The organism is Methanosaeta sp. UBA356, from assembly GCF_002496465.1.
Lineage (GTDB): Archaea > Halobacteriota > Methanosarcinia > Methanotrichales > Methanotrichaceae > Methanothrix > Methanothrix soehngenii.
In genome coordinates this window covers 6,178-20,848 of record NZ_DAKC01000029.1, presented here as the reverse complement: position 1 = coordinate 20,848, position 14,671 = coordinate 6,178, and the positions used below count along the sequence as shown (strand labels likewise).

General features: G+C 51.2%; 13 protein-coding genes and 1 pseudogene. 7 read left to right on the top strand and 7 right to left on the bottom strand.

Annotated elements, in window-relative coordinates:
• Nucleotides 1-8 precede the first annotated feature (8 nt).
• Both BP727_RS01830 and BP727_RS01825 read left to right on the top strand, forming a co-directional pair.
• Nucleotides 9-740: a tetratricopeptide repeat protein gene (locus BP727_RS01830; RefSeq protein WP_286857111.1), complete on the top strand. Its 732-nt coding sequence runs from the start codon at nt 9-11 to the stop codon at nt 738-740.
• Between the two features lie 361 nt (nt 741-1,101).
• Nucleotides 1,102-1,824 (top strand): hypothetical protein, encoded by a 723-nt coding sequence (locus BP727_RS01825; protein ID WP_286857110.1) that lies wholly within the window; start codon nt 1,102-1,104, stop codon nt 1,822-1,824.
• Between the two features lie 25 nt (nt 1,825-1,849).
• Here BP727_RS01825 and BP727_RS01820 read toward each other — a convergent pair whose 3' ends face one another.
• The 6 genes and pseudogenes from BP727_RS01820 to BP727_RS01795 all read right to left on the bottom strand — a co-directional run bounded on the left by BP727_RS01820 (nt 1,850) and on the right by BP727_RS01795 (nt 7,039).
• Nucleotides 1,850-2,152 carry an amphi-Trp domain-containing protein gene (locus tag BP727_RS01820; RefSeq protein ID WP_273278781.1) on the bottom strand — a complete coding sequence of 101 codons (303 nt, stop codon included), beginning with the start codon at nt 2,150-2,152 and terminating at the stop codon, nt 1,850-1,852.
• A 169-nt stretch (nt 2,153-2,321) separates the two neighbouring features.
• Nucleotides 2,322-2,897: a rubrerythrin gene (rbr, locus tag BP727_RS01815; RefSeq protein ID WP_013718127.1), complete on the bottom strand. Its 576-nt coding sequence runs from the start codon at nt 2,895-2,897 to the stop codon at nt 2,322-2,324.
• Nucleotides 2,898-2,944: 47 nt separating this feature from the next.
• Nucleotides 2,945-4,414 carry a catalase gene (locus BP727_RS01810; RefSeq protein WP_273278780.1) on the bottom strand — a complete coding sequence of 490 codons (1,470 nt, stop codon included), beginning with the start codon at nt 4,412-4,414 and terminating at the stop codon, nt 2,945-2,947.
• Between the two features lie 243 nt (nt 4,415-4,657).
• A pseudogene (locus BP727_RS01805) lies at nt 4,658-5,474 on the bottom strand (RNA-guided endonuclease InsQ/TnpB family protein); the annotation flags it as partial.
• Nucleotides 5,475-5,521: 47 nt separating this feature from the next.
• Nucleotides 5,522-5,971: a universal stress protein gene (locus tag BP727_RS01800; protein WP_013718124.1), complete on the bottom strand. Its 450-nt coding sequence runs from the start codon at nt 5,969-5,971 to the stop codon at nt 5,522-5,524.
• A gap of 39 nt (nt 5,972-6,010) precedes the next feature.
• Nucleotides 6,011-7,039: a cation diffusion facilitator family transporter gene (locus BP727_RS01795; RefSeq protein WP_286857108.1), complete on the bottom strand. Its 1,029-nt coding sequence runs from the start codon at nt 7,037-7,039 to the stop codon at nt 6,011-6,013.
• Nucleotides 7,040-7,242: 203 nt separating this feature from the next.
• Here BP727_RS01795 and eno point away from each other — a divergent pair, with 203 nt between their 5' ends.
• The 3 genes from eno to BP727_RS01780 all read left to right on the top strand — a co-directional run bounded on the left by eno (nt 7,243) and on the right by BP727_RS01780 (nt 10,259).
• On the top strand, nt 7,243-8,493 hold the full coding sequence (eno, locus tag BP727_RS01790) for a phosphopyruvate hydratase (protein WP_273271600.1): 1,251 nt from the start codon (nt 7,243-7,245) through the stop codon (nt 8,491-8,493).
• 128 nt (nt 8,494-8,621) lie between these two features.
• The gene (locus BP727_RS01785; protein WP_013718121.1) at nt 8,622-8,942 is read left to right on the top strand and encodes a DUF5611 family protein; all 321 of its coding nucleotides are present in this window, start codon (nt 8,622-8,624) and stop codon (nt 8,940-8,942) included.
• An 81-nt stretch (nt 8,943-9,023) separates the two neighbouring features.
• Nucleotides 9,024-10,259: a proteasome-activating nucleotidase gene (locus tag BP727_RS01780; protein ID WP_013718120.1), complete on the top strand. Its 1,236-nt coding sequence runs from the start codon at nt 9,024-9,026 to the stop codon at nt 10,257-10,259.
• Nucleotides 10,260-10,428: 169 nt separating this feature from the next.
• Here BP727_RS01780 and thsA read toward each other — a convergent pair whose 3' ends face one another.
• Nucleotides 10,429-12,084 (bottom strand): thermosome subunit alpha, encoded by a 1,656-nt coding sequence (thsA, locus tag BP727_RS01775; RefSeq protein ID WP_286857105.1) that lies wholly within the window; start codon nt 12,082-12,084, stop codon nt 10,429-10,431.
• A 311-nt stretch (nt 12,085-12,395) separates the two neighbouring features.
• Here thsA and BP727_RS01770 point away from each other — a divergent pair, with 311 nt between their 5' ends.
• Together BP727_RS01770 and BP727_RS01765 are read left to right on the top strand one after the other, a co-directional pair.
• Nucleotides 12,396-13,031: a carbonic anhydrase gene (locus BP727_RS01770; RefSeq protein WP_286857179.1), complete on the top strand. Its 636-nt coding sequence runs from the start codon at nt 12,396-12,398 to the stop codon at nt 13,029-13,031.
• Between the two features lie 249 nt (nt 13,032-13,280).
• Nucleotides 13,281-14,342 carry an Lrp/AsnC family transcriptional regulator gene (locus tag BP727_RS01765; protein WP_276619864.1) on the top strand — a complete coding sequence of 354 codons (1,062 nt, stop codon included), beginning with the start codon at nt 13,281-13,283 and terminating at the stop codon, nt 14,340-14,342.
• The last annotated feature ends 329 nt before the right edge of the window (nt 14,343-14,671 follow it).

Here is a 14,671-nt window from a genome sequence, read left to right as displayed (position 1 = left end):
GCATTTTGATGTGTATAATTATTTTTATCGGCATATGCGCAGCGGAGGAGACTGAATACTTCGACTGGAAGGGGTCACAGCTCTACGCAGCGAAAAATTATACTGATGCTCTCGCCTATTTCAATCAGGCAGTGGCTCAGGACCCAAACTACGTAAATGCCTGGGTCCATAAAGGGAATGCAGAGAGGGTTCTGAAAGACTACAATGTATCGATCCAGTCCTATTACAACGCTCTGCAGATAGATGTCAACAATGCAGCTGCCTGGTCAGGCATTGCGGATTCATATATGGCAGTAAAGAGCTATTCCAATGCCACCATCGCTGCCTCAAAGGCTACAGAGCTGAATAACCAAAGCAAAAACTACTGGTATCGGGAGGGCTATTTGCTTCAGCTGCAGGGGATGTATGAGGAATCAGTGGCAAAATTCGATGGTGCCATTGCTCTGGATCCGAATTACAAAGAGGCCCTCTACCAGAAGGGAATAACCCAAATGGCCCTGGGCAATTATGAGGATGCCAAAGCTCTCTTCGATCAGGCACTGGTGGTCGATCCCAATTATAAGCAGGCTTATTTGGGCAAGGGATTGGCCCTGCATGCAGATGGAAAGCTTGTGGAGGCCCAGCAGGAGTATGATAAGGCCCTGGAGATCGATCCCGGTTATTCTTACGCCAAGATCAGCAGGATGCATGCCCTATTGGCAATGAATAAGCCAAGAGAAGCTTTTGGGATGTTGATCTAGATCAGAAGCCCGCGTTCGCGGGCTCCGATATTTATTTTTTAAATATTTTATATCTGTTGCACCATTTATATCCCTGCGCACTTCCCATCCATGCAGAGGGCCTGTTCATCTCCGGATCAAGGGATTATGATTCTCTCTTTTCGCTTCATTTAAGGGCCAGATTGGCCTCATATATGTCAAAGCATGTTTTAGATAGATCTGATATCAGGCTAACATGAAAAATAGAGCTTTATCTTTTCGGTGAGAGGTGAATTTTGCGGCAAGGTGAGTGATATATGCCGCATGGATAGGGCTTGGGCCCGAACTCTTTGGCCTTTGCTTGATCCGGATAGATAGCTAGGAAGTATGAGCGGGGTAGACTATGATGAGAAAGCTAGTGGCAACTATCGCGGTGTTGCTCTTGATGGTATCAGCAGCATCTGCAGGAAACACTGTAAAGCAGGCAATAAGCATGACATCCAGCGGCGGCCAGATCAGCCAGAGCGCAGCCAATGCCGCTGTAGTGAAAGGCAATAATAATTACATCAGTCAGGGCGTGAGCCAGAGCGCATACGGCAGCCAGATCACTCAGAGCGGAGCCAATGCCGTGGTAGTGGTCGGGGACAACAATGTCGTCCGTCAGGGAGTAGCCCAGCAGGCCTGCGGATCATCCATCACCCAGAGCGGGGCCAATGCCCTGGCGGTCTTGGGAGATGACAACTCTGCCAGCCAGCAGGTCTCCCAGGCCGCTTTCGGACAGAACATATTTCAGAACGGATGGAATACCGGATCCGTCACTGGAGACGGCAATACTCTGATGCAGGGCCTTTTATCTTTTGCTCAGACCTATGCGGATACCAATCAGACGATGAGCAACACCGCCTACATCTCTGGCTCATATAATCAGGCAAACCAGCAGATTGCTGGAATGGTGCTCATGGGGAGGAGCAATGCTCCGGTGAACCAGATGGGAAGCAACATCGGCCAAGCCATGGATCCGAATGGCAACCAGTTTGGCCAGAGCATGAATATGAAGGCCAAAGCCGGAAGGGGTTCTAAGGCTGCTCAATATGGAATGAATGAGGTGAAGATAGGGCCGGTTTAGGATAAGGCTCAAAAGAAAAAAAAGATTATTCCTCAGCCTCTTCAGGGGCTGATTTATCCTTTTTTGCCTTGAGTTTTATCTCAATCTCAAGCTCATCCTTCTCGCACTCCACCTCGACCTTGATTGGAGGCTCGGGATTGATGGAAATATTGATGCAGCCATATTTCACTGAGACCTCTCCGCCAGCCTCGATCTCTCCAGCAAGACCTCTTAGAAAGGAGGCCGTCTCGGAGTTGGTGAGGGCGTACTTCTGCTCGAACTCCTCAACCCCTTTGCCTGAGCGGAATTTGAGCTCAATCTTTCCCGGAACACCTGTTAATTCAGCCATAACAATCGCTGTTCTTTTAGGGCTCGATCTATAAATCGCTTTGGTTCTGGAAGGATCTTCGGCTTGCTGGATATGATTTGAGCAATTCTCGCAGCAAAAGAGATGTGATGATGAAAGGGCGGTGTTTCAAGCCCATTCATCAGAATTTCCGCTTGTCCAGCTCGATTTCTCAATAGTTCTTGGCCATCAGCTCGAAGTAAGCCTGCTCATGAGCGCATGCCGGGCACTCATCTGGAGCCTCGGTGCCTTCATGGATGTATCCGCAGTTTCGGCATCTCCAGGCCACTTTGGTATCCTTCTTGAAGACCTTGCCCTCTTCTACATTCTTCAGCAGAGCCCGGTATCTGTCCTCATGGCCTTTTTCCACCTTGCAGACATTTCTGAACTTCTCAGCTATCTCCGGGAAGCCCTCTTTGTCTGCCGTGGCGGCAAACTGGGGATACATCTTGGTGTTCTCGAACTTCTCTCCCTCGGCCGCCTCCATAAGGTTGGCCTTGGTATCCCCGATCACGCCAGCCGGGAATGAGCCGTTAATCTCCAGCTCACCTCCTTCCAGCAGCTTGAAGAAGACCTTGGCGTGCTCCTTCTCATTGTCTGCCGTATCAAGGAATATTGCCGCAATCTGCTCGTAGCCTTCCTTCTTGGCCTGGGATCCAAAATAGGAGTATCTGTTCCTGGCCTGCGATTCTCCTGCAAAGGAGAGCAACAAATTCTTCTCTGTCTGTGTGCCTTTAAGACTCTTCAATCTCTCATCTCCGAATTATCTCGATATCAATTTTTATTCAATTCGATCTACTTATGAACCTCGCTCAGGGATATGCCAAGAGCCCTGGCCACGCCTTCGCCGTAGGCTGGATCGGCCTTATAGCAATTGCCTATATGGCGGATCTTGATCATTTTAGGAGCATCTCCCATGGCGCGAGCGGTGTTCTCAAACAAGGCCTGCTGCTGCTCCGGCTTCATCAGGCGGAAGAGCTTGCCGGGCTGGGTGTAGTAATCGTCATCGTCTTTCCGGAAATCCCAGTGATATGCAACTCCATTCAGCTCTAAAGGCGGCTCACGATACTCCGGCTGCTCCTGCCACTCTCCATAGCTGTTGGGCTCATAAGCCAGGGTGCCTCCCTGATTGTCATCCACCCTCATCATCCCATCGCGGTGGTATATATTGGTGGGACAGCGGGCCCGGTTGACTGGAATCAGATGGTGGTTCACACCCAGGCGGTAGCGCTGGGCATCGCCATAGGAGAACAGCCTGCCCTGCAACATCCTGTCCGGAGAGAAGCCTATGCCGGGAACTATATTGGTCGGATTGAATGCCGCCTGCTCTACCTCGGCAAAGAAGTTCTCGGGATTGCGGTTGAGCTCCATTACCCCCACCTCGATAAGCGGATAGTCTCCATGGTACCAGACTTTGGTCAGGTCGAAGGGGTGATAGGGAACGGTCTGTGCCTCCTTCTCGGGCATTACCTGGATGAACAGCTTCCAGCGAGGATAGTCTCCCTTCTCAATGCTATCGAATAGATCGCGTTGATGGCTCTCCCGATCCTTGGCTATGATCGCCTCCGCCTCGGCATCGGTCAGGTTCTTGATTCCCTGCTGGGTTACCCAGTGGAACTTCACCCAGACCCTCTCGTTCTTGGTATTGATCATGCTGAAGGTATGGCTGCCAAATCCATGCATGTGGCGGAAGGAGTAAGGGATACCCCGATCGCTCATGGTGATTGTCACCTGGTGCAGAGCCTCAGGAAGAGAGGTCCAGAAGTCCCAGTTGTTCTTGGCGCTGCGCATGCCCGTCTTCGGGTCGCGCTTAATGGCGTGGTTCAGGTCAGGGAACTTGAGAGGATCTCTCAGGAAGAAGACAGGGGTGTTATTTCCCACCAGGTCCCAGTTGCCCTCCTCGGTGTAGAACTTGACGGCAAAGCCGCGGATGTCTCTCTCGGCATCTGCTGCCCCCCTCTCACCGGCTACTGTGGAAAAGCGTGCAAACAGATCGGTCTTCTTGCCGATCTTCGAGAAGATCATAGCTCTGGTAAACCTGGTTATGTCATGGGTAACAGTGAATGTTCCATAGGCACCTGAGCCCTTGGCATGCATCCTTCTCTCAGGAATTACCTCCCGGTCGAAATGGGCGAGCTTTTCCAGGTACCATACATCCTGAAGAAGCATCGGTCCGCGTTGTCCTGCCGTCAATACATTCTGGTTGTCGGCCACTGGTGCACCGACATTTGTGGTCAGCTTCTTATCCTTTTTTTTATCTGGCATAACTATTCTCTCCTGAGGTTCAATCCCTTTGCGCCTGAGCAGATAGCAGGAAGCATTGGCCCACAGCCAAGAAGTTCATGATTGATCTGCTCCGGGGATCAGCGATTTTGATGAAAATCAGCTAGCAATCTTTTTTATTCGGTTTTTTCCCCGGTTATGAGATTTCCCTAACCATTGCCATAAATAAGGTGCGAAGGTTATTTAAGAATTGCTATCACCTAATAATCGTGACTCCTCCCGCCCCTAAAGGGGACGGGCTTGGACGGATTGAATACCGACAGATTGTAGTCCCAATCTGTGTATGTTGATCGCCGCGTTCCAGTCTCCATCTATCGAAAGCCCGCATTGAGTACAATTATGGACTCGCTCAGATAGATCTTTTTGAACCAGAATGCCACACCTAGAACACATCTTTGACGTATTTCTTGGATCTACCAGGACTACCATCGAACCAGCACTTGCAGCCTTGTACGAGGTCAGAGTCACAAGCATATTCCAAGCCACATCTCCAATGCTTTTGGCTAGGTTGTGGTTTTGCATCATGCCTTTTATATTGAGATCTTCAAATGCGATTAGGCCATATCGATTGACTAACTGGTTGCTGATCTGATGAGCAAATTCATATCGCTTATTTGCTATTCGCTCATGGACTCGCTCAACAATCTCAAGGGCTTTCTTGCGCTCTGGCGTGCCTTTAGGAGCTCTAGATAGTATTCTTTGAACTCTGGCTAAATCGTGCTCTTCTTCTCGGAAGAATCGAGGATTAGCTATCTTCTCGCCATTGGAGAGGGTGGCAAAGGACTCTAAACCGACATCTACGCCCACCAGAGAGCCGTCTTTCCAGGGTGGTTTGGGTAGATCTTCCTGGCCTACTGAGAAACACGCATACCATTTCCCAGTTGCTGCCCAGCGAACAGTTAGCCGTTTGATCTTGCCTTCAATGGGCCGGTGGAGCTTGATCTTGATATCCCCGATCTTGGAAAGATACATCCTTTCCAGAATCGACCTTGAACCCTTTCTGAGGATAGGTGAACGAGTCATATCGACCTCTGCCCTTGAAATAGTTCCTTGAATGGCTTAAGCGATCTTCCCACATTGACGATTCGATCACTTGCGGACTGCCGGTACTATGAGAACGGGAATTTTAGAATGACGCACCACCTTTTCTGCAACGCAGCCAAGCAGAATCTTCTCCAGATCGCTCCGTCCAATTCTGCCTAAAACCAGCAGATCTGCGCCGGACTTATGCGATCTCTTGACAATCTCCTGGCTGGGATCTCCCTCCGCAATGATACTGCTGAAAGGCACGCCTGCATCGCATGCCATATTCTCTACCTCAGAAATGGCCAGCTCTCCCTCTCTCTGCATAAGCTCCATCAGCCTGCTGCTCAGGCTGGGAAAGGCGGCATAACCGGGAAGATGGGCCAGACGATAAATATCCACCACATAAATGGCGATGATCGATCCCCCAGAGAGCCTGGCCAGGTCAACCGCAAGCTCAGCGGTCCGTATGCTGGTCTGGGATCCATCAGTTGCTACCATTATCTTCTTGAACATGCCATGAACCCTCTGCTGCTTTTCTCCCGCATAGATGATTCAATCTCTATCTGCATCACTGGTCTCCAATTTGGGTGCTGTTATCTTTACCAGTCCTTTGGAATTGAGCTCTCGCCTTGCCTCTTCTGAGAGCAGACAGCCACATGATCCCGCGGTCGCTTTGGCGCAATTGCAGGGCTCGATGTGGATGGTGACTGTGGTTCCCGGGTAATGCTGCTTGATTGCACATGCGATCATGTCGGTAATACGATGCGACTCATCTACGGACATGGATGAATCCACCCGCAGATGAAATTCAACGAACCGGTTTCCGCCTGCCTTTCTCGTACGAAGCCTGTGGACTCCTCTCACCGTTGGGGCAAAGGCAGCTATATGCCTTCTCACTTCCTCTATCTCATCATTTGGGAGGCCGAAGTCTATGAGGTCCCGGGCCGATTCGAGGATCAGATGATATGAGGTACGGGCGATGTGCAATGCTACTACTATCGCTGCTATGGGATCTACCCATTGCAGATTTGTGCTCGGTGAGATGTAACCTCCAAGAACGATAATCAAGAGCCCTGTCAGTACTCCTAATGAGGTATAGACATCGGTTCTCAAGTGCCAGGCGTCGGCCTTCAGGGCGACGGAGTCGGTCTCCTCGCCAACAATGAAGAGCTTGCGAGATACGAATATGTTGGCCGCTACCGAGACCAGCATCACTGCCAACCCCAATGCCGGCTCATCCAGAGGCACAGGATTTCTCAGCCTGCCAATGGCCTCATAGATTATCCAGCCGGCAGCAATGAGAATCAGCAATGCCTCCACTGTCCCGGAGATATTCTCGACCTTTCCGTGCCCAAAGGGATGATCCTCATCAGCTGGCTTGGCGGATGTCTTGACGGCAAAGAAAGCGATAACTGCAGCGATCAAGTCCACACCGGAGTGGACCGCCTCAGAGATGACGGAAACGGAGCCGATCATCATCCCGACGATGATCTTGAGAAAAACCAAGCTCGTGTTGGAAAAGACAGAAAGAAGAGCCACGTTCTTCTTGCGTCTGTCTCTGTCTTCAATACCGTTTCCCATGATTGCTTCCACGAATTGTAGCTGACCGTTCATCCTTTCCGATGTTATATAAGAGTATCTTGTGGGCCTTTATGAGTATCTCATTATGGAAAATTCTGGAGAATGTAGCAAATGGCAGCCGATCAGGCAAGGAACCTCGGCTGCTGATTCAGGGCACGCTAACTTTAATAAATAGATCTGCAAACTACCGGTTGTGGTATACGATGTCATTCGAGATCGAGAAGATTCATGCTCGTGAGATACTTGATTCACGAGGCAATCCGACTGTCGAGGTCGATGTCTACACCTGCTGTGGCTTTGGACGGGCGGCTGTGCCTTCGGGCGCATCTACAGGCACTCACGAGGCCCTGGAGCTCAGGGATGGCGGCGACAGGTACGACGGAAAAGGCGTCCTGAAGGCGGTCAAGAATGTGAATGAGGTGATCGCTCCTGAGCTTTTGGGTATGGATGCCTCCTGCCAAAGGGAGATCGATGATCTCATGATAGATATGGACGGAACCGCGAACAAGGCCAATCTGGGCGCCAATTCCATCTTGGGAGTCTCAATAGCTATGGCAAAGGCGGCGGCAATGTCCTCTGGGGTGCCGCTCTACAAATACCTGGGCGGGGTGAATACCGTGACTCTTCCCATCCCCTCTTTCAACGTCCTCAACGGAGGCAAGCATGCCGGAAACGAGCTATCCATCCAGGAGTTCATGATCCAACCCACCGGGGCCAAGACCTTCAGCGAGGGCCTGCGCATGGCCGCCGAGACCTACCATGCTCTGGGAAAGATCCTGCAAGGGAAATACGGCGTGGGGGCGACGAACGTAGGATACGAGGGAGGCTATGCACCACCTCTCATCAAGACCCGAGATGCCCTGGACGCCATCATGAGCGCCTTTGACGTATCAGGTTACGGAGATGAGATCAAGATCGGCCTCGATGCTGCTGCCTCAAGCTTCTATATGGAGGGCGGCTACTCTGTGGACGGAAACAGGCTCTCACCTGGCGAGCTCATAGATTATTACGTGGATCTGGTCAATACCTATCCCATCATTTTGCTGGAGGATCCCTTCGAGGAAGAGGCTTATGATGACTTCGCCCGCCTCACTGCCAAGCTTCCGGGAACGATCATAGTGGGAGATGACCTGTACGTCACCAACATCAAGCGCCTGGAGAAGGGAATCAAGATGTGTGCCGGCAATGCACTGCTTCTCAAGCTTAACCAGATCGGAACGGTATCCGAGGCCTTTGACGCTGCTCGGATGTCCTTCCGCTCTGGATGGAAGGTCATGGCATCCCATCGCTCTGCAGAGACCGAGGACTCCGCTCTGGCAGATGTGGCAGTGGCCTTAGGCTGCGAGCTGCTGAAGACTGGCGCTCCTGCCCGTTCCGAGAGGACGGCCAAGTACAACCAGCTCCTCAGAATCCAGGAAGATCTGGGCGAGGCAGCAAGATACGCTTGCATCTAAATATGGATGCATCAGTGAGAACATCACCCGCTTTTCCTCCTGAGATGGGAGGATGAGCGCTCTTTTTTAAGGGGCATTGGGCAAAACGGCTCGAAACATTATTACTCGATCAGAATTCACCTTCTCACATGGATTACTCATTCAAGCGCGGATTCAAGCCCGACATGGAGAGAATCAGAAAGGTTCTGGAAGAGGAGTTCCCCGCAGAGATAAAAGAGTTGGACGGAATGCTCTCGCTCTCCTTTGGCGCCCTGAAAAGCATCCAGGTATCGATCAATAATAAGAAGCTCAATGTCACCACTGAATCGTATTCGGACGCAAAAGACGATCAGATCCTGGACACCAACAAGCGCTTCCGAAATTTTTTGGAAAAAGCGACCGGATATACTGCAAAACAGCGGCTGCAGATGGCCAAAAAAGAGGTCTCAAAGGAAAGCAAAGGATCTTAAAAAGGCGCAGCGATTTTCAATAATCCCCTAGCCTCCTTCAGAGATGAATTTATAAGCCTTGAAAACTCAGTCCCTGATTATATGAGTGAATCAACAGCATTCTCTGGTCAAGACACAATACAGGAATCATTCCTAAAGAGGATAGCCGCTCTGGAATCAGATACAAAGAGCCTCGCAGAAGAGCTGGAAACCACCCGGATGGAGCGGGAAGAGGTAAGGGCAAAGCTCTTCGAATCCCTAATCGCCAACAAAAAGTATCTGCGTGAGGTTGAGCGGCTTAAGAAAGAGAATCTTCTTCTCAAGAGGATGCCTCTGTTCCTGGCAACTGTTGTTGAGATGGGACCGGACTATGTCCTGCTGAGACAGCACGGAAACAATCAGGAATTCATCACAACGGTTGCTCCAGAGATGATGGAACAACTCCAGCCCAACTCCCGGGTGGCAATCAACAACTCCCTGACTGTAGTTCGCATTCTTGAGCGCTCGGTTGATGTCCGCGCCAAGGTAATGGAGCTGGTTGAGCTTCCGGATGTATCCTATGATCAGGTTGGAGGCCTGGAGGCTCAGATCCAGGAGGTAAGGGAGACGGTCGAGCTTCCCCTAACCAATCCCGAGATCTTCCAGGACATAGGAATTGAACCTCCAAGAGGAGTGCTACTCTACGGTCTTCCCGGGACGGGCAAGACGATGCTTGCCAAGGCCGTGGCCCACGAATCCAAGGCCACATTCATTCACATGTCCGGATCGGAACTGGTGCATAAGTTCATCGGCGAAGGTGCACAGCTGGTTCGCGATATATTCCAGATGGCCCGGGAAAAGGCGCCAAGCATCATATTCATCGATGAGATCGATGCGGTGGGAAGCATCAGGACCCATGATGGGACCACTGGAAGCGCAGAGGTCAACAGGACCATGATGCAGCTTCTGGCGGAGATGGACGGCTTCAGAACCAGGGGAGATATCAGGATCATTGCCGCCACGAACAGGATAGATATCCTTGACCCTGCCCTGCTCAGACCGGGACGCTTCGACAGGATCATCGAGATACCCATGCCATCCCTTGTGGGCCGCCTCAAGATACTGGAGATCCATACCCGGAAGATGAGGAAGGCAGAGGATGTCAACCTGGCCGAGATCGCCACAGTTACGGATGAGGCGAGCGGCGCAGACCTTAAATCCATCGCGGTAGAGGCAGGCATGAACGCTCTGCGCAGAAATGCGACCATCGTCAGCAAAGATGACTTTGATAAAGGGATCAAAAAGGTTCTGGGAGACGAGATCGATGGATCTGAGGAATCTCTGCGCATGTTCTCGTAGGTAACCACTGAGCGGCATTTCGCCGCTTTTTTTTAAATTTTTCTGGTGCTGTCGCGAAGGGGGAGCTGCAAGCTTCCAAAGCACCTCATTCATAAAGCATGAAAAACCAGTATGCCTTAAGATTTTTTCAAGGTGACTGCAGAATAAAAAAAAGAGAGAGGTTGAGGGCTTAATCGAAGTCCCCGCCCATACCGCCCGGCATGCCTCCGGGCATTCCACCGGGCATTCCGCCAGGCATTCCGCCTTGCCCACCGGACTTGGAGGCGATGACATCATCGATCCTCAGGATCATCACCGCTGCCTCAGCGGCAGAGCTAATGGCCTGGCTCTTAACCCTCAGGGGCTCGACCACACCGATCTGCATCATATCCACCGGCTTGCCGGAATCCATGTCCAGGCCTGCGGTCATAACGCCCTTCTCATGCTGGCTGCGCAGTGCCACTAGAGTATCGATCTGATCCAGGCCCGCATTCTCGGCCAGGGTCTTGGGTATGATCTCCATGGCATTGGCAAAGGACTCTATGGCCAGTTGCTCACGGCCGCCCACAGTAGAGGCATAAGACCTGAGCCTTGAGGCAAGTTCCACCTCTGGCGCTCCGCCGCCGGCAACCAGCATTTTATCCTCAATTGCCACACCAACCACTCGGAGGGCATCCTCCATCGCTCTGTCCAGCTCGTCGACCACGTGCTCTGTCCCGCCATGAAGGATGATGGAGACGGACTTGGGATTGTTGCAGTCCTCAACAAAGGTCATCTTCTCATCGCTGACCTTTCTCTCCTCCACCAGGCCCGCCTTGCCCAGGTCATCTGCTGAGATCTCATGGAGGCTGGTGACGACCCTTCCACCCGTGGCCCGAGCCAGCTTCTCCATGTCGCTCTTCTTGACCCGGCGTACAGTGTAGATTCCGGCCTTGGCGAGATAATGCTGGGCCAGGTCGTCAATCCCTTTCTGGACGAAGAGCACATTAGCCCCGGTGGCGGCGATCCTGTCGACCATGCCCTTTAGCATGCTCTCTTCCTGATCTAAGAACGACTGCAACTGGGCGGGAGAGGTTATCTGGATCTTGGCATCGACCTCAGTCTTCTCGATCTCCACCGCAGCGTTCAGCAATGCAATTTTCGCATCTGTGACCTTCTTGGGCATGCTGGGATGGAGACGATCCTTGTCTATGACCACACCCTGCACGATCTTCGAGTCGGATATGCTGCCGCCTACTTTCTTTTCTACTGTAATGTTATCGGTGTCCACCGATCCGTCCTCATCCACAACCGCCTGGACAGCTCTTACGGCAATATCGGCCAGCTTCTCCCTGGCGGCCTGAGAGCCTTTGCCGGTCATGGCGGTGATGGCGATGTTTCTTAGAAGCTCCTGGTCATTGGCGGTGACATTTTTGGCCAGGCTCTGGAGGATCTCCATGCATTTATCTGCCGCCGCTCTGTAGCCTGCTGCGATAACTGTGGGATGGATATCCTGCTCCAGTAGCTCCTCAGACTGCTTGAGAAGCTCTCCTGCCAGGATCACGGCAGTGGTTGTGCCGTCTCCGACTTCGGTGTCCTGGGTCTTGGCGATCTCCACCATCATCTTAGCTGCCGGATGCTCGATATCCATTTCCTTGAGGATAGTGACGCCATCATTGGTGATGACCACATCTCCCATGGTGTCCACCATCATCTTGTCCATGCCCTTGGGGCCAAGAGTGGTCCTCACTGCGCCGGCTACAGCCTTCGCCGCCATGATGTTCGATCTCTGCGCTTCTCTTCCCGCAGTCCTCTGGCTGCCTTCCCTAAGGACGAATATAGGGGTCCCGCTGAATTGTCCTGCCAATTTAATACCTCAATAAGGATTTACTGATTAAGCGTTGTTTGAGGTTCTATATAAACCATGTTATGAGGTTATTGCTCTGGGCAAGAAGCAGTATAATCAATTATCAATGCCAGGATAGCAGATCTTTTATGAAACAAAGGGAGAGCTGATGATTATGGCTGATCGCGATCAACAGGATTCAGGAGTTGTCATAATATTCATATTTTATATTTTTATGGCGAAAGACTTTTTATTCATATCTTCCTCAATTTCTTTATGGAGGATTTAACATGAGGAAAACAGGCTTTATCGGTCTTTTATGCTTGGCACTAATGATGTTTGCACTGGCAGCACTATTTGCATCCGCCGATGAGAACGAGGATATTTCAGGCAAAGAGGCTCTACGATTACTCCTGGAGGGCAATCTTCGTTATGTCTCCGGAAATATCACCCATAGTGGTCAGAACCTGGTAGATCGACGTTCTGAGCTCATCGCAGGCCAGCATCCATTTGCAGTCGTTGTAGGATGCTCCGACTCCCGAATTCCTCCGGAGATCATCTTTGATCAGGGTTTGGGCGATATCTTTGTGGTCAGAACTGCGGGCCAGGTTCTGGATAATGCTTCATTGGGGAGCATAGAATATGCCGTTGAACATCTGGAGGTGCCACTGGTGGTCGTCCTCGGCCATGATGACTGCGGTGCAGTAACTGCCGCTGTTGAAGGAGGGGAGGCTCCCTGCCATATGAAGTGCCTGGTTGAGAGCATTCGGCCGGCGGTGGACGAAGCCATCAAAATGGGAAATGATAGCGAACTGCTGGACAACGCCATCAACAACAATATCATGAACATAAAGAAAGAGCTTGAAGGCACCAACTGTATCCTGTCGGAAGGGATTCAGAAGGGAGAGCTGGCTATTGTAGCCGCACGTTATCATATGGATACGGGAGTGGTTCGTATCATAGGATAGTCTTCTGACTGCAACGATAGAAATGGAATAGATCGCTCTTGGCGCAATCGATTCCTATTTTTTTTAGAGGGATTCAAATCAATCATCCAGCTCTGGCTCCGCGAATGGATCAAAGTGCAGACCATGAGCCTGCAGATTAAATTATGGCAAAATTGACCTGCTGATACCATGTAAAATGAAGGACGTATGTATTCTATACTCTAAGAATAAGCAATCTATAAATACTTATGAAATGTATATGATATGCGAATGCAGCTAAAATTAACATCAAAGGAGAGGTTAGTTCTTTACGGTCTTGCCAGATATCCGGGATTTAGCGATATTGATCTCGCCTCCAACATAGGCGTGGATCGATCAACCATATTCAAGAGCAAAAGGAAGTTCAGAGACTGGAAACTCATTAAGCTATTGAATGTGCCTTCCGGAGAAGCTGTGGGTGCCGAAATCCTGACCTCAGTGTTCGTCAAGTACAATCCGACTGCGCCATACGAAGTGAGGAAGGAGTCTGATTCCCACAAGAGATGGATAAACTATCCTAACTGCGTATCCCATACTGCAACAGACACCGATTCCGTCTCAACATTTTACTCCCGGAGCCTGACGGATTTTCGGGTTAACTTCGATCCAATCATCGATGAGTACTATAGGAACGATTTCGTTGAGGATATTCATTATTATCACTATCCCTTCCAGGTTTCCGGCTACTCATCTGATGCCGCCCTGGCAGTTGACGGCCTCTTCGATCTGGAAAGAGCTGATCTTCCCAGCGGGATGATTCCTCCCCGTCCCGCACTGACTGAGGACTCACGGCTGACGGAGAAGGATAAGCTGACCCTATATGCCTTTGTGAAGTATCCCATGCTCTCCGACCTTGAGCTCTCCAGAAGGACGGGCATATCCAGGCCTACGATCTCCGGAAAGCGGACCAAGTTCTTTCAGAGCGGCCTCTTGACCCGGGAAGCCTATATCGACTGGCAGAAGATCTGCTGCGAGCTGATGTCCTTCTATCACGTACCCATCAGGCACGGCCATGACCGGGAAGATCTGGCCAAGGTCTATCAGGCCTTCCGCCGGGTTGGAGCGCCGCTCTTCACCTATATGCAGCCTGGCGAGATATTCGGGGCGTTCCTCTCCACTGGCTATCCGGAGCTCAAGAGCCGCCTGGATCAGGAGCTGCGCAACCTCTCTTCCCAGGGGCTGATCACTGAAAGGCCGATGGTGGTCATCATGCCTCTTAATGAGATAAAGTCTACCAAGATAGACTATGCGCCAATGGTAGCGGACATGCTGGGGATCGGCAGGGAGATCTGAGAATTCAGCAGCCTGGTCAGATTGCTGTAGTCTGCTCTCGGGCAGATCCGGCAAGTTTCAATATCTTTGGACGTCTGCTTGAGCTGCAGGCTTGGCAGGAGTGCAAAGGATACCGATCCAGCGGAAACTTCCGTCTCCTGGTTCATGATGATAAGCAGACCGCCCTTATTGGTCTGGACGATCGTCTGGCGGATCTGGATCTTTATCCAGATATGATCGTTCTCCCCTGCAGGCATGAGGCCAAGGCAGCATTACCCTGGTTCGGAGGGCATTTTACTGGCATTTTGGAGGTGGGAGAGGGCAAGAGCCGTCTTTCCGCTGCCGCTCCC

What these genes read in the sequence shown, in the direction of transcription:
- BP727_RS01830 (WP_286857111.1), top strand. Translation starts at nt 9, where the DNA reads ATGTGTATAATTATTTTTATCGGCATATGCGCAGCGGAGGAGACTGAA.
- BP727_RS01825 (WP_286857110.1), top strand. Translation starts at nt 1,102, where the DNA reads ATGATGAGAAAGCTAGTGGCAACTATCGCGGTGTTGCTCTTGATGGTA.
- BP727_RS01820 (WP_273278781.1), bottom strand. Translation starts at nt 2,152, where the DNA reads ATGGCTGAATTAACAGGTGTTCCGGGAAAGATTGAGCTCAAATTCCGC.
- BP727_RS01810 (WP_273278780.1), bottom strand. Translation starts at nt 4,414, where the DNA reads ATGCCAGATAAAAAAAAGGATAAGAAGCTGACCACAAATGTCGGTGCA.
- BP727_RS01800 (WP_013718124.1), bottom strand. Translation starts at nt 5,971, where the DNA reads ATGTTCAAGAAGATAATGGTAGCAACTGATGGATCCCAGACCAGCATA.
- BP727_RS01795 (WP_286857108.1), bottom strand. Translation starts at nt 7,039, where the DNA reads ATGGGAAACGGTATTGAAGACAGAGACAGACGCAAGAAGAACGTGGCT.
- eno (WP_273271600.1), top strand. Translation starts at nt 7,243, where the DNA reads ATGTCATTCGAGATCGAGAAGATTCATGCTCGTGAGATACTTGATTCA.
- BP727_RS01785 (WP_013718121.1), top strand. Translation starts at nt 8,622, where the DNA reads ATGGATTACTCATTCAAGCGCGGATTCAAGCCCGACATGGAGAGAATC.
- BP727_RS01780 (WP_013718120.1), top strand. Translation starts at nt 9,024, where the DNA reads ATGAGTGAATCAACAGCATTCTCTGGTCAAGACACAATACAGGAATCA.
- BP727_RS01770 (WP_286857179.1), top strand. Translation starts at nt 12,396, where the DNA reads ATGATGTTTGCACTGGCAGCACTATTTGCATCCGCCGATGAGAACGAG.
- BP727_RS01765 (WP_276619864.1), top strand. Translation starts at nt 13,281, where the DNA reads ATGCAGCTAAAATTAACATCAAAGGAGAGGTTAGTTCTTTACGGTCTT.